Source organism: Mycobacterium rhizamassiliense (assembly GCF_900157375.1).
GTDB lineage: Bacteria > Actinomycetota > Actinomycetes > Mycobacteriales > Mycobacteriaceae > Mycobacterium > Mycobacterium rhizamassiliense.
Genome location: NZ_LT721901.1, coordinates 4549906 through 4563290, shown reverse-complemented (window position 1 = coordinate 4563290; position 13385 = coordinate 4549906). Strand labels below are relative to the sequence as shown.

Sequence of the window (13385 nt, the reverse complement as noted above, 5' to 3'; positions counted from 1 at the left end):
CGATCGTAAGGCGATTTGCCCGTCGGCGCTGGGCGGGGCCGACAAAGGGCCGAACAACGCCGACGATAGGTTCGACTGATGAGTCAGACCGATACCAGCGCCGCCGACCGGTTGTTCGCGCTGGCCGAACAGGTGCGCGGCTTCATGCCCGCCGACGAGGGGCGCGCGCTCTACGACGCCGCAGTGCAATACCTCGACGGCGGCGTGGGCGTCGAGATCGGCACCTACTGCGGCAAATCAACGCTGATGCTGGGCGCAGCGGCGCAGCAGACCGCCAGCGTGCTGTACACCATCGACCACCACCACGGCTCCGAGGAGCATCAGGCCGGCTGGGAGTACCACGACGCCTCGTTGGTCGACGAGGTCACCGGGCTGTTCGACACGCTGCCCGCGTTCCGTCGCACGCTCGACACCGCCGGGCTGGACGACCACGTCGTCACCATCGTGGCCAAGTCGCCGGTTGTCGCTCGGGGGTGGCGGTCACCGCTGCGGTTCTTGTTCATCGACGGCGGCCACTCGGTGGAAGCCGCTACCCAGGACTTCGACGGTTGGGCGAGATGGGTGATCCCGGGCGGGGCGCTCGTGATTCACGACGTGTTCCCCAACCCCGAGGACGGCGGCCGCCCGCCGTACTACATCTATTGCCGCGCACTGGATTCCGGCCAGTTCCGGGAGGTTTCGGCCCTCGGCTCGTTGCGGGTGCTCGAACGCACCAGCGGTCAGCCGGGGGAGCAAATCCCCGTCAGCGACCGGGCCCGCTGACCACGCACTCGCAATCGAAATCGGTCTGCAGGCCGATCGGCAGGCCGTCGGCACGGAAGATCCCGGCCCCGCCGGTGGTGTCCGAGAGCGCGTCGGCCGCAAGGATCATCGCCGCCCCGGTCCATGTGGTGCGCTCCTCGGGCCAGCGTTTGCCGTCGGCGAAAACCAAACCGGTCCAGTAGGAACCATCGTCTTCGCGCAGATGCTGCATCGCGGCGAACTGCCGGTGTGCGGCCGAGCGGTGGCCGATGGCGTCGAGGGCCATGACGAGCTCGCATGTTTCGGCGCCGGTGACCCACGGCCGGTCATCGACGCAACGGATGCCGAGGTCGCCGACCACAAAGTCATCCCAGCGCTGCCTGATGCGCGCATCCGCGGCTGGGCCCCGAAGCGCGCTGCCGAGGATGGGGTAGTACCAGTCCATCGAGTAGCGGTCTTTTTCGGTGAACGCCTCCGGGTGTGCGACCAGCGCATGGCCCAACCGGCCGACAGCCAGTTCCCATTCCGGTTGCGGGTCGTCGACGAGGGCGGCCAGGGCCAGCGCGCAGCGGATGCTGTGGTAGATGCTGGCGCACCCGGTCAGCAGGGCTTCCGGTACGGGACCGGTTTCGCTTCGGGCCCAACAGATCTCGCCGTAGCCGACCTGTAGGTCGATGACGAAATCGATCGCCTTGTGCACCACCGGCCACATCGACCGAGCGAAAGATTCGTCACCGGTAACCAAGACGTAATGCCAGACACCCGTGGCGAGGTACGCGCAGAAGTTGCTGTCGCTGTTGGCGTCTTCTATTACGCCAGAGCGGAACTGCAGGGGCCAGGAGCCGTCGGGCCGCTGAGTGCGGCGGCTCCAGTCAAAGGCGGCGCGCGCCGGCTCGAGAAGCCCGGCGGCGGTGAGCGCCATCGCCGATTCGACGTGGTCCCAGGGATCGGTATGCCCGCCGGTGAACCATGGGATGGCGCCCGATGATTCCTGCTCGGCGGCAATCGACAACGCGGTCTGGCGGCATTGCTCCGGGGTGAGGACGCCCGGAATCGCCGGGGGGCTAAATCGACGCAACTGATTGTCCTGGTTTCGCTGGGCTTTCCACTGCGCGCGGCTTGTGGAAGTACATCGCCACGCTCTTGCCGACGAGCGGATTGAGCAGCGACTCTGCCACCTTGGTCACCTTCGGCCGCTGCATGAGGTCCCATACCAGCAATTTGTGGTAGGTGGTGACCGCGGGATGATCGGTATTCGAAACGCCGACAGCGCATTTCAGCCACCAGAACGGCGAGTGCAGGGCGTGCGCGTGATGAGAGTGCGTCAATCGCACTCCGCCGCCGCTGATTTTGTCACGCAACTCGCTGGCGCGGTAAATGCGCACGTGCCCGCCCTCGTTGCTGTGGTATTCGTCGGACAGCAGCCAGCAGACCTTTTCGGGCAGCCATCGCGGCACACTGACCGCAAGTGTGCCACCGACTTTGAGTACCCTGATCAGTTCGGCGATGGCGGCGTCGTCGTGCGGGACGTGCTCCAGGATCTCGGAGGCGATGACGCAATCGAATGTCTCGTCGGCGTACGGCAAGCTCAGCGCGTCGCCCGCGACCGCCTCCGCCGACGCCGCGGCGGGCGCCTCACCGTTTTCGGCCATCGCACGCAAAATCGTTTCCACCGACCGCAATTCCGACTCGTCCTGGTCGAACGCGATGACGTCGGCGCCCCGGCGATAGGCTTCGAACGCGTGCCGGCCCGCGCCGCAACCCACGTCGATGACCTTGGCGCCCGGGCCGATTCCCAAGCGGTCGAAATCCACCGTCAGCATTGCGCCCCGCCTTTGGCCACGGCGGTGCGTGCGATCGCCCGCTCGTACACCTGCACGGTCTGGGCGGCGACCGCCTCCCAGCTGAATACGTTGATCGCGCGTGTTCTTCCGGCTTTCCCTAGGGTCCGGCGCTTTTCCGGTGAGTCGAGAAGCTCACCGAGCGCGCCCGTCAGCGCATCGACGTCGCCAGGCGGCACCAGCTCGGCGCAGGCTCCGTCGGTCCCGAGGACTTCGGGCAGGGCACCCACTCGGCTCGCGACGATCGGGGTGCCGCTGGACATGGCTTCCACCGCGGGCAGCGAAAAGCCTTCGTAGAGCGACGGAATGCACGCAACCTCGGCCGACGCGAAGAGGTCGGCCAGTTCGGCATCGGACAGTCCGCTGGTGATGTGGACGATGTCGGAGATGCCCAGCTCGGCGATGAGTTTGTGGGTGGGGCCGTTGGGCTCGACCTTGGCGACGAGCCGCAATTCCAGATCGCGGTTCACCCGAAGCCTGGCAATGGCTTTCAGCAAGGTGGCCACACCCTTGAGCGGGGTGTCCGCGCTCGCGATGGCCATCACCCGGCCGGGCTGGCGGGGCGCCGAATTCGGTTTGAACAGCTCGGTATTGACGCCCAACGGCACGACGTGGAGCTGCTCGGGCGAGACGCCGAAATCGGAAACGATGTCGGCGGACGACGACGACGAGACCGTCAACAGGTCGGGGATCTGACGTGCCACCTGCTGCTGCATGTCCAGGAACCCATACCAGCGGCGCACCAACGGCTTTCGCCACCACTTCGCGGCGGCGATGTCCAGCACCCGATCACGCGTGATGGGGTGGTGCACGGTGGCCACCACCGGGATCCCGGTGGCTGCGATGGTGAGCAGTCCGGTTCCGAGGCTCTGGTTGTCGTGGACGACGTCGAAATCGTCGGCGCGCTCGGCCAACAGCCGGGCCATGCGCAGCGTGAACGTGCGTGGCTCGGGGAAGCCCGCGGTCCACACGGTCAGCAGTTCTTGGAGGTCGATCGAATCGTGAATCTCGCTCGGGCGGGGAATCCGGAACGGGTCGGGCTCCCGGTACATGTCGAGGCTCGGCACCTCGGTCAGGCGCACCCGCGGGTCGAGTAGTTCGGGATAGGGCGGCCCGGAAAATATCTCGACTTCGTGACCCAGCTCCACCAGACCGTGGCTGAGATGGCGTATGTAGACGCCCTGTCCGCCGCAATGAGTCTTACTACGGTAGGACAGCAAGGCAATACGCATACTCAACTCTTCTTTGCTGGTTAACGGACGCGGGAGGGCGTCGAATCCATCGCGATCAACGGGCTCCCGAACTCCGTGACAGCAAACTGGACATGTGTCCAGATTATAGTTCGATCAGCTAATCGACGCAACGCGCTATCGACGCCCCTTAATACTAGGTCTCAGGCATTTTCGCCCGCCGAACAGGGTCTGTTGATAACTGCTACGGGGTCGCGCGGAGGTAGCCGGTGGTCGGAACATGTTGCGACCCAACGGGCGGAGTGTCGCGAAGCGCCGACCAACAATTGTTTGCTGCAAGCGCCGGGGCGGTGATCGGGCCGAATTTTGCGCACTGTGGGCGATTCGGGCCTTGTTAACATCGCGCGGTGCATGATTCGGCAGCATCCGGCGGACGACGAGAGCCTGTTTCGCGGCGTGAAGTCTTCAAATATGCACTGACACCGGCTCTGCTGAGCCTCGTGCCGCTTGCCGCGACGCTCGAGCCGCCCCGGGCGGCCGCCGACAACATCCAGCTGATCGATTTCGCGGAAAAGCGGATCGCGCCCGAGGAAATCAAAGCGGCCGGATACGCCGGGGTGGTCAATTACGTGTCGATGGAGCGCCCGGGGGCGCATTTCGAAGCGAAACCCCTGACCCGCGAGTACGCCGATGCGCTGCGTGCCGCGGGCCTGCACATCGTGAGCAACTACCAGTACGGCAAGCCCGGATGGCCTGCGTCGCCGTCGGACTACACCCGCGGGCATGACGGCGGGGCGGCCGACGCTCAGACCGCTCAGCAGCTGCACGCCGCGGCCGGCGGTCCAAATTCGGCCCCGATCTTCTTCAGCGTCGACGACGACATCAACGCCGACACGTGGAACGGCCCCGCCGTGGACTGGTTTCGGGGGATCAATTCCGTCCTGGGAGTGGGCCGGACCGGCATCTACGGGCACGCGAAGGCCTGCGGATGGGCCATCAGGGACGGCGTGATCGGCAATTCGACCAGTGCGGGACACCGGTGGGCGTGGCAGACGAGGTCGTGGTCGCACGGCGAGCGCGAGCCGATGGCGGTGCTCTACCAGGCCGTTGTCAACAGCCCGTCGAATCCCAGCCCGCTGCTTGGCGGGATCAATGTGGACATCGACGACGTCCTGGCGGCCGACTACGGGCAGTGGGACCTGGATCGATGACCAGGAACTAGGACATCCCGAGGGGCACCGAGTCGTTGGTGTGCTCCTGCGGTGTCGTCGATGCGATGAAGCGCTCCAAGATGTCGGCCACCGCGGCAGGCGCCTCCACGTGGGGGAAGTGTCCGACTCCCTCGAGCACCTCGAGGCGGCTGCCCTCCAGGGCATCGTGGGCCGCGTAGGCGTGCGCGACCGGGATGATCCGGTCGCTGTCCCCCCAGATCAGCTGGGTAGGCAATCCGGCCGCGACATGCAGCTTGTTGAGCGCGCTGACGGCCTGGCCGCGGTAGTCCACCACCGAGCGCAGCGTCCGCAGGAACGCCTGGCGGGTCCGCGCATCCGAGAGCGAGGAATAGGCGTTCCACATCTCACCGGCGCGGGGGGCCTGAATCCCGGCCGAGGACAGCCACGAGGCAACCTTGTTGCCCAGATTGAGCACCGGTTGCGGCGCAACGATCGGCAGCACCAACTCGGCGCCGGGCGCGGACAGGAAACGCAACACGGGGCTGAGGTCGGGCCCGAGGCCACCGCTGCCGATCAGGGCCAACCGTTCGCAGTAGTCCCGATGCTGGTGGGTGAACTGCATCGCGATACCGCCACCCAGGGACTGGCCGATCACCGTTGCGCGGTCCACCCCCAGTTCGTCGAGCAGGTCGCGCAGGGAGACCGCGAAGGCCCCTAGCGAGTAGTCGCCGCGGGGCTTCGCCGACGAGCCGTGGCCGAGTAGATCCGGCGCGATGACGCGGTACTTCTTGGACAGCTGCGGGATGATCTCGCGCCACGTGGCCGAGCTGCCCGCCATCCCGTGGATCAGCAGCAGGGCATGACCCTGGCCGGCATCGCGGTAGGCGATCCGGTCTCCGTGCAGTTCGAGGTAGCTCAGTTCGCTCATGGCACCCGTTTACCCATAGCTTTGGTAGTTCAACGCGTCGGACCGATCACTACGTTACGCAACTTACGCCTTCGTAGGTTACCGGTGGGTAATAAATGTGGTCGGACTCACTGCCGCGGCACGCGGAACCCGAAATGGACGACACCCCGCGGGCCGGGGGCTCGCGGGGTGTCGCATCGTGCGGACGATCAGGCCGGCATCAGTTGAGGTCGTACCGATCGTTGTTCATCACCTTGACCCACGCCGCGACGAAGTCCTCCACGAACTTGCCGGCGTTGTCGTCCTGCGCGTAGACCTCGACCAGCGCACGCAGAATCGAGTTCGACCCGAACACAAGGTCATTTGCGGTCGCGGTCCATTTGAGCGCCCCCGAGGCCCGGTCGTGGCCCTCGTAGACGTTCTCCGCGGTCTCCGACGCCTTCCACTCCGTGCCCATGTCGAGCAGGTTGACGAAGAAGTCGGTGGTCAACGCGCCCTGGCTGTCGCCGAACACGCCGTGCTTGCTGCTGCCGTGGTTGGCGCCGAGGGCACGTAGGCCGCCGACGAGCACGGTCAGCTCCGGTGCGGTCACGCCGAGCAGGTAGGCCCGGTCCAGCAGGAGCTGCTCGAGCGGGGCCTTCTCGCCGGGCTTGGCGTAGTTGCGGAACCCGTCGGCGCGCGGTTCGAGAACCGCGGCCGCCTCCACGTCGGTGTTCTCCTGCGACGCGTCGGTGCGTCCCGGTGCGAAGTGCACCGAGATCTCGTACCCAGCGTCCTTGGCCGCCTTCTCGACCGCCGCGGAACCGGCCAGCACGATCAGGTCGGCCAGCGAGATCTTCTTGCCGCCGGAGACCGACGCGTTGAAGTCCTGCTGAATCTTCTCCAGCACGGGCAACACCTTGTCCAGCTCCGAGGGCTCGTTGACCTCCCAATTCCGTTGCGGCTCAAGGCGAATCCGCGCCCCGTTCGCGCCACCGCGCTTGTCGGTGTTGCGGTAGCTGCCCGCGGCCGCCCAGGCGGTCTTGACCAGCTGGGGAATGGTCAACGTGGACTCGAGCACCTTCTTCTTCAGGGCCGCAACATCCTTGTCGTCGACCAGCTTGTGATCGACGGCCGGAACCGGGTCCTGCCAAAGCTGGGGCTCGGGAATCCAGGGCCCCAGGAAGCGGGAGACCGGTCCCATGTCGCGGTGCAGCAGCTTGTACCAGGCCTTGGCGAAGGCGTCGGCCAGCTCCTCGGGGTGGTCGAGCCAGCGCCGCGTGATGTCGCGATAGATCGGGCTCTCCCGCAGCGAGATGTCGGTGACCAACATCGTCGGAGCACGCCCCGGCCCACCGAACGGGTCGGGAATCGTGCCCGCACCGGCGCCGTCCTTGGCGGTGAACTGCCAGGCCCCGGCTGGGCTCTTCACCAGCTCCCACTCGTAGCCGTACAGCGTCTCGAGGAACGAGTTGTCCCACTTGGTCGGCGTCGGCGTCCAGACGACCTCCAGGCCGCTGGTGATGGCGTCCTTGCCCGACCCGCTGCCGAAGGAGCTCTTCCAGCCCAGCCCCTGCTGCTCGATCGGGGCGGCCTCCGGCTCCGGGCCGACCAGGTCGGCGTCGCCGGCCCCGTGCGTCTTGCCGAAGCTGTGGCCACCGACGATCAGCGCGGCGGTCTCCTCGTCGTTCATCGCCATCCGGCCGAACGTCTCGCGGATGTCGATCGCCGCGGCGACGGGGTCCGGCTTGCCTTCGGGGCCTTCGGGATTCACGTAGATCAGACCCATGGTGGTGGCGCCGTACGGCTCAGCGAGATCGCGCTTGCCCGAGTACCGCTTGTTGGTGCCCAACCACTCGCCCTCTTCACCGAAGAGGATTTCTTCGGGCTCCCAGACATCGGGGCGGCCGAAGGCGAAGCCAAAGGTCTTGAAGCCCATCGACTCCAACGCAACGTTGCCGGCGAACAGCAGCAGGTCGGCCCACGAGATCTTGTTGCCGTGCTTCTTCTTGACCGGCCACAGCAGCCTGCGCGCCTTGTCCAGGCTGGCGTTGTCCGGCCAGCTGTTCAGCGGCGCGAAGCGCTGCAGACCCTGGCCGCCACCGCCGCGGCCGTCGTAGATGCGGTAGGTGCCGGCGGCGTGCCAGCTCATCCGGATGAAGAAGCCGCCATAGTGGCCGTAGTCGGCGGGCCACCAGTCCTGCGAGGTGGTCATGACCGAGATCAGGTCAGCCTTGAGGGCGTCAACGTCGAGCTTGGCGAACTCCTCGGCGTAGTCGAAGTCGTCGCCGAGCGGGTTGGACTGCGGCACGTGCGGGTGCAGCCTCGACACGTCGATCTGGTTGGGCCACCAGTCCTGGTTGGTGCGGGGCGCGTCCGACTTCGGCTCCGGCGAAGCGATTGCCGGGTTCTCGCTCTCGCTCTTATGGGATGTATCTGATGACACAGCATTCCTTTCCAAGGGTGGTGATTTGGGCTGTGATCACGGCTGTGATCAGGACACGGCACTCGAGCAATCAGGACATAAGCCCCAATAGATGACTTCGGCCTCGTCGAGGACAAAGCCTTCAAGAACGTTGTTGTCGTCAAACGGGGTCAGGCAGGGCGCGTCGCCGACCGCACAGTCGATGTCGGCGATCACCCCGCAGGAGCGGCACACGACATGGTGATGGTTGTCGCCGACGCGGGATTCGTACCGGGCGACGGACCCCAGGGGCTGGATCCGACGAACCAACCCCACCGCGGTGAGCGCGTTGAGGACGTCGTAGACGGCCTGGCGGGAGACGTCGGGCAGGCCGTCGCGCACCGACGAATAGATGGTGTCCGTGTCGGCATGCGGGAGGGCGTGCACGGCCTCTAGCACCGCTACTCTCGGCCGGGTCACCCGCAGGTCAGCCGAACGCAGCTGCTCCGCGTAGTCCGACGTTGACGACACAAAAGCCAATATGGTCGCTTATTTGGACTCAGTCAAGACTTTCTCGGGATAGGGTCCGGAAATATTTGGTGACGCGACGTCACGAGGCCGGTTTCACCGCGCTGCCCTTGCGCCACTGATCCCAGCTGAGCGTCCAATCGCCGTTCTGCGCCAGTTGCAACGGCGGCCCGCCGCTGTTGCGGACCTCGACGACGTCGCCGGGCACCGAGAAGTCGTAGAACCATTTTGCGTTGTCGGCGTTGAGGTTCAGACATCCGTGCGACGTGTCCTGGTGGCCCTGGGCCCACACCGTCGCGTCGAGCTGATGCAGATAGATGCCGTCGGTGCTGATCTTGGTCGCGTAGTTGATGGTCTCGCGGTAGCCCAGGCGTGAATTCTTCGGCAGGCCGAACGTCGAGGAGTCCATCACCACCGGATTGCCCTTGCTCAGCACGGTGTAAATCCCCGACGGTGTCCACAACGAGATGGCGTGCCCGCCGACATTTTCGGTGCCTCCCATGCCCATGGACGTGGGCATCGCGCGGACCAGCGCACCGTTGTCGAAGACACTTACCTGGTGGGTGGAGTCATCGGCGACCGATACGTGCGCGTCGCCGATGCGAAACGACACCTTCGTGTCGTCTTGGCCGAACAGGCCGTCGCCCAAGGCGATTCCGTAGATGTTGGCTTCGGCGCTGACGGTTGTTCCCGGCGCGTAATAACGCTCCGGCCGCCAGTGAGCGTTCTGACCATCGACCCAGAACCACGAACCCTGGACCGCCGGGTTCGTGGTCACTTTGAGCTGCCGCTCGGCGGCAGCGCGGTCGGTGATCTTCTCGTCGAAGTGGGCGACCACCACCGTCCCGACGCCGTAGGTGCCGCCGTCGTGCAGTGCCGCCTCCGACGTGGTGGTGAACGACACCTTGGTCTGGTTGGACGGCTGCAGTGTAGAGAACGACGACTCTTGTTTGGCGACAATGCCTTTGGATCCGCGGCTGGTGACCTCTAGCCGGTAGGTGCGTCCGTAGCCCAGGGGAGTGGTGGGCTTCCAGGCAGTGTTGTCCGGGGTCATCACCCCGTCGATCTGTTTACCGCTGTCGTTGACCATCCGCACGTCGGTCAACGTCCCGGCGTCCGCCTTGACGAGGACAGGCGCGACCGGATCGACGTTGCGCGCCTCCGCACTCGGCGTGATCGTAACCTGCGCCGCCCCAGAGTCTTTCGAAGACGCATCGGACCCTAGCCGGTCGTCGTGTACGGCCAGGACCACGCCCGACGCGGCGACGAGCACGACCGCCGCCACCAGCAACCGGCGGGGCCAGCTGCCGAAAAGCGTCCGCTGGGCGCGCAGAGCAGCACTGTTCTTGGTCATCATTGAAGTGGCGAATCCTTGGGTTCTTCCTCTTGCTGGCTCAAGGTTGAACCCGCGCAAAGACGACGATGGGTATCAAGTAGCCGAACGCGTGCGTTCTGAAACGTCGGCGCCACCGGCCACCCGCCGATTTGACGGCTTCTCGCTGACTCAACCCTCTTTTTGGTAGACGAGCCAACGCAATTCGATCGGGGATTCTTCGGGCGCCACGTCGAACACGTCCAGGCCGCGGGACCATCCGTCGAACCAGGCCGTGGGCGGCCACGCCCCGTCGGGCAAATGGGTCTTCTCGTATTCGTAGGCGGCATCGTCACCGACGAGCTGCAGGGGCAGCTGACGGACCGCGTCGGCGAGTTCGTCGTGAGTGAAAAACGTGGTGTTGCATTGCTGCCCGAGCTCCCGTGCCGCGTCGTCGGGCACATAGCCAGGGCGCGTCAAGAAGGCGTTGAACACCACGCGCCCGGCGGGCGCCAGGAACTCCGCGGCAAGGTCGAGCAGACCGCGCAGTTCCCGCGCCGTCCGGAAATCGGGCACCAGCTCGGAGGCCACGATCAGCTGATACCGGTCGTCGACGGTTTCCAGGGCCGTAAACACGTCGCTCTGGATGACACGCACGTCCAGCGAATCGCGTTCGGCCTCCGCTCGGATTATGTCGGCTAACTTTCCCGACAGCTCCACGGCGTCTACCGGGTGCCCGCGCCGCGCCAGGGCCAGGGCGTTGCGGCCCGTTCCCGCGCCAATGTCGAGGACCCGATGGGCCTTGGGCTCGGGCGCTTCGGCCGCCAACGCCCACACCCGGGCGTCGGGTTCGACGCCGAACAGCGGCCCCTCGCGGGTGCTGACCCAGTTGTCGTAGTCGCCGCCGATCGTCGACCACTGGGGCTTGACGCGATAGTTCAGCATCACCCCGAAGGGCGCATTGAACTCGATGACGATGTTCGATCGGTTCGAGGCCTGGAAAGCCTTGGCCAGCTCGCCCTCCAACACGCCTTTGAGCTGGGCGGATTCCTCGGCCGTGTAGAGCACACCGAGACTGGCGAACAGATTCAGGCACATCGTGACGTACTCGTCGATCATTGCCGGCACGGCAGGCAGCGTGATCTGACCCTCGGCCATCGATCGGCGATACAGGCGCCGGGCCATCGCTTCGCGCAAGACGGACGCGTCGAAAGACCCGGGGGGCCGATCCTCCATCAGACCCTTGTACACGACCCAACCGGCGCCCGCACCTGGGGCGGCGGCAAAGGTCTACGCTCGGCGCCGTGCGCGGTGGCGATCTCGGAGATCAGAAGTTCGTGTCGTTGACGACCTTCAAACGCAATGGCGACGCGGTCGCATCGGCGATGTGGATTGTCGGCGAGGACCAGCAGCTATGGGCGTGGACCCCGGCGGACGCGTGGAAGGTCAAGCGGATTCGCCGCGACCCCCGCGTCACACTCACCGGCTGCGGCCGGACCGGGAAAGTGCCGCCCGGCCAGGCCGTCGTCGAGGCGACCGCCGAAGTGGTCACCGACCCTCACCAAGTCGCGCATGTCGAATCGCTCATCAAGCGCAAGTACGGCTTGGAGTTTCGACTCGTGACGCTCATCGAGGCCATCGCGGCCCGTGGCCGCAAGCCACGGTTCGCCCTACGCATCGCGCCGGCGCGTTCGGCTTCGGGCTAGTTGCCGAAGCCGGTGCCCGGCGCGCCCGCGCCGGCAGCGGGCGCGGTGGGGGTTCCGTTCAGGCGGCCGACCGCGAAGTCGGTGCCCTTGTCGACGATGCTCGCGTCGTCGGCGTAGGTGTCGTGGGCGGCGAAGTTCATGCCGTCCGAACACACCGGGTCCTCGGTGGCGCACACCTTGATCGTCTTGGCCTGATACGTCGGGCCGATCGCGACCGGCGGCTGACCCAGGAAGTTCATCGCGCGCACGTTGGGCATCCCGAACAGCACAACGGCGGCGACGTGGTTGGCGATATCGGGGGACAGCGGCTTGGGCACCGTCGCGGGGTCGACGCCGTCGGGCACCGCGGCCGAGGTGACGAAGCCCATCACGGCCGCGCCCTGCGAGTAGCCGCCGAGCACCATCTTGGTGTTGGGACAGCTGCCAGCCTCGGAGATGACGTGGGTGGTCGCGTCCCTGATGCCGTCCAGCCCGGTCGACCACTCGTTGCTGGCGGGGTAGTTGACCGCGTACACGTCGACGGACTTGCCGCCCTCCCTGGCGCGCAGCTGGTCGACGAAGGCCTGCCCCGTCGGGCCGACGCCCGGGTCCTCACCGGTACCCCGCGCGAACACCACCTGCACGTCGGGACAGGGCTCCGCGGACGCCATCGGGGCGTCTGAAGCGACGCCCGCACCGACGGCGCACGAGGCGACGAATGCAGCGGCCAGGAAACGAACCAGGTAACGGGCGTTCATGTCGCAATAGATGCCCCGAGACCAAGCTCCTCAAACAGGTGACATTCAACACGAGTTCACAAGGGATAACGGTGCTGCGCGGTGTCGCCGCAGACGAATCCGATGTCCTTGTCGCAGCGGGTATTAGCTGCGTCGCTGACAACCTCGGTTGTCGCGGCCCGAAGCCGGCGCGGTGACCGTCAGGCGCCCGCACATCTCTATTGCGGACGCCTGCTGTGCAATTGGGGCAGCCGACTCGGTTATTCGCTCAGCCGCAAGTCGTTTCGCGTTACCGGGTCAACGCCATTTGATGCCGCAGCCGATCGAGGGCCGCTGGTCGGGGTCGACAGGGCGTCCGGCCAGCACCGCATCGACGGCCGCCCGGACGTCGGTTGCTGTCACGGGCAGGTCGTTACGGGGGCGGGAGTCGTCGAGCTGGCCGCGGTACACCAGGCGGCGCTCACCGTCGAAGACGAAGGTGTCGGGTGTGCAGGCGGCCGAAAAGGAGCGGGCCACGTCCTGGCTCTCGTCGTAGAGGTACGGAAATGTCCAGCCGTGGCGGCGCGCCTCGTCGACCATTTGCTCCGGCCCGTCTTGCGGATGCGTCGTGACGTCGTTGCTGGAGATCGCAACCATCGCTACGCCCTGATCGGCGAGGTCGCGGCCCAACTGGGCGAGCCCGGCCGCGACATGCTGGACGTACGGGCAGTGGTTGCAGATGAACGTGACCACCAGGGCGCGACCCGTCAGCTCGTCGAGACGGACCGTCGCGCCGGTTGCCGGGTCGGGCAACGCGAACGTCGGCGCGGGGGTTCCCAGGGCGAGCATCGTGGACTCAGTGGCCATGCGGCCAGCGTAGCCGCACCGCCCCGGCCCAACCTGGCGCGAG

Annotated in this window: 13 protein-coding genes; 3 read left to right on the top strand and 10 right to left on the bottom strand. The window is 66.3% G+C overall.

Translation table 11 applies throughout. The features are described from left to right. Positions 1 to 78 precede the first annotated feature (78 nt). On the top strand, positions 79 to 762 hold the full coding sequence (locus tag MRAB57_RS21975; RefSeq protein WP_077089218.1) for a class I SAM-dependent methyltransferase: 684 nt from the start codon (positions 79 to 81) through the stop codon (positions 760 to 762). Here MRAB57_RS21975 and mmpH read toward each other — a convergent pair. The 3 genes from mmpH to manT are packed head-to-tail and all read right to left on the bottom strand — an operon-like array spanning position 743 to position 3814. Further along, complete coding sequence (gene mmpH, locus MRAB57_RS21970; protein WP_077089217.1) at positions 743 to 1819, bottom strand: MMP endo-(1,4)-3-O-methyl-alpha-D-mannosidase; 1077 nt, start codon at positions 1817 to 1819, stop codon at positions 743 to 745. The genes MRAB57_RS21975 and mmpH overlap by 20 nt on opposite strands. Next, positions 1806 to 2564, bottom strand: coding sequence for a class I SAM-dependent methyltransferase (locus tag MRAB57_RS21965; protein ID WP_077089216.1), 759 nt, complete (start codon positions 2562 to 2564; stop codon positions 1806 to 1808). The genes mmpH and MRAB57_RS21965 overlap by 14 nt, the downstream gene beginning before the upstream one ends. Continuing rightward, entirely contained in the window at positions 2558 to 3814 is a 1257-nt protein-coding gene (gene manT / locus MRAB57_RS21960; protein WP_077089215.1) for an MMP alpha-(1->4)-mannosyltransferase, read from the bottom strand. Before manT ends, MRAB57_RS21965 begins: the two co-directional genes overlap by 7 nt. Before the next feature lie 365 nt (positions 3815 to 4179). Here manT and MRAB57_RS21955 point away from each other — a divergent pair, with 365 nt between their 5' ends. Beyond that, positions 4180 to 4983 carry a DUF1906 domain-containing protein gene (locus MRAB57_RS21955; protein ID WP_077089214.1) on the top strand — a complete coding sequence of 268 codons (804 nt, stop codon included), beginning with the start codon at positions 4180 to 4182 and terminating at the stop codon, positions 4981 to 4983. A 7-nt stretch (positions 4984 to 4990) separates the two neighbouring features. On the opposite strand, the gene MRAB57_RS21950 is transcribed toward MRAB57_RS21955, so the two are convergent. The 5 genes from MRAB57_RS21950 to MRAB57_RS21930 form a co-directional block, all read right to left on the bottom strand. Then, positions 4991 to 5872, bottom strand: a complete 882-nt coding sequence (locus MRAB57_RS21950; protein ID WP_077089213.1) for an alpha/beta fold hydrolase — start codon at positions 5870 to 5872, stop codon at positions 4991 to 4993. Between the two features lie 199 nt (positions 5873 to 6071). Further along, positions 6072 to 8291 carry a catalase/peroxidase HPI gene (gene katG / locus MRAB57_RS21945; protein ID WP_077089212.1) on the bottom strand — a complete coding sequence of 740 codons (2220 nt, stop codon included), beginning with the start codon at positions 8289 to 8291 and terminating at the stop codon, positions 6072 to 6074. A gap of 33 nt (positions 8292 to 8324) precedes the next feature. Beyond that, positions 8325 to 8765, bottom strand: a complete 441-nt coding sequence (locus MRAB57_RS21940; protein WP_077089211.1) for a Fur family transcriptional regulator — start codon at positions 8763 to 8765, stop codon at positions 8325 to 8327. A 79-nt stretch (positions 8766 to 8844) separates the two neighbouring features. Continuing rightward, a complete protein-coding gene (locus tag MRAB57_RS21935) occupies positions 8845 to 10116 on the bottom strand; it encodes a L,D-transpeptidase (RefSeq protein ID WP_108638122.1) in 1272 nt (423 codons plus the stop codon). A gap of 150 nt (positions 10117 to 10266) precedes the next feature. Continuing rightward, complete coding sequence (locus tag MRAB57_RS21930; protein ID WP_077090764.1) at positions 10267 to 11310, bottom strand: class I SAM-dependent methyltransferase; 1044 nt, start codon at positions 11308 to 11310, stop codon at positions 10267 to 10269. Positions 11311 to 11378: 68 nt separating this feature from the next. Between MRAB57_RS21930 and MRAB57_RS21925 the strand changes: the two genes are divergently transcribed. Then, positions 11379 to 11780, top strand: coding sequence for a PPOX class F420-dependent oxidoreductase (locus MRAB57_RS21925; RefSeq protein ID WP_077089209.1), 402 nt, complete (start codon positions 11379 to 11381; stop codon positions 11778 to 11780). Here the strand turns inward: MRAB57_RS21925 and MRAB57_RS21920 are convergent. Both MRAB57_RS21920 and MRAB57_RS21915 read right to left on the bottom strand, forming a co-directional pair. Beyond that, a complete protein-coding gene (locus MRAB57_RS21920; protein WP_077089208.1) occupies positions 11777 to 12517 on the bottom strand; it encodes a cutinase family protein in 741 nt (246 codons plus the stop codon). The genes MRAB57_RS21925 and MRAB57_RS21920 overlap by 4 nt on opposite strands. A 276-nt stretch (positions 12518 to 12793) precedes the next feature. Then, the gene (locus MRAB57_RS21915; RefSeq protein WP_077089207.1) at positions 12794 to 13342 is read right to left on the bottom strand and encodes a thioredoxin family protein; all 549 of its coding nucleotides are present in this window, start codon (positions 13340 to 13342) and stop codon (positions 12794 to 12796) included. Between the last annotated feature and the right edge of the window lie 43 nt (positions 13343 to 13385).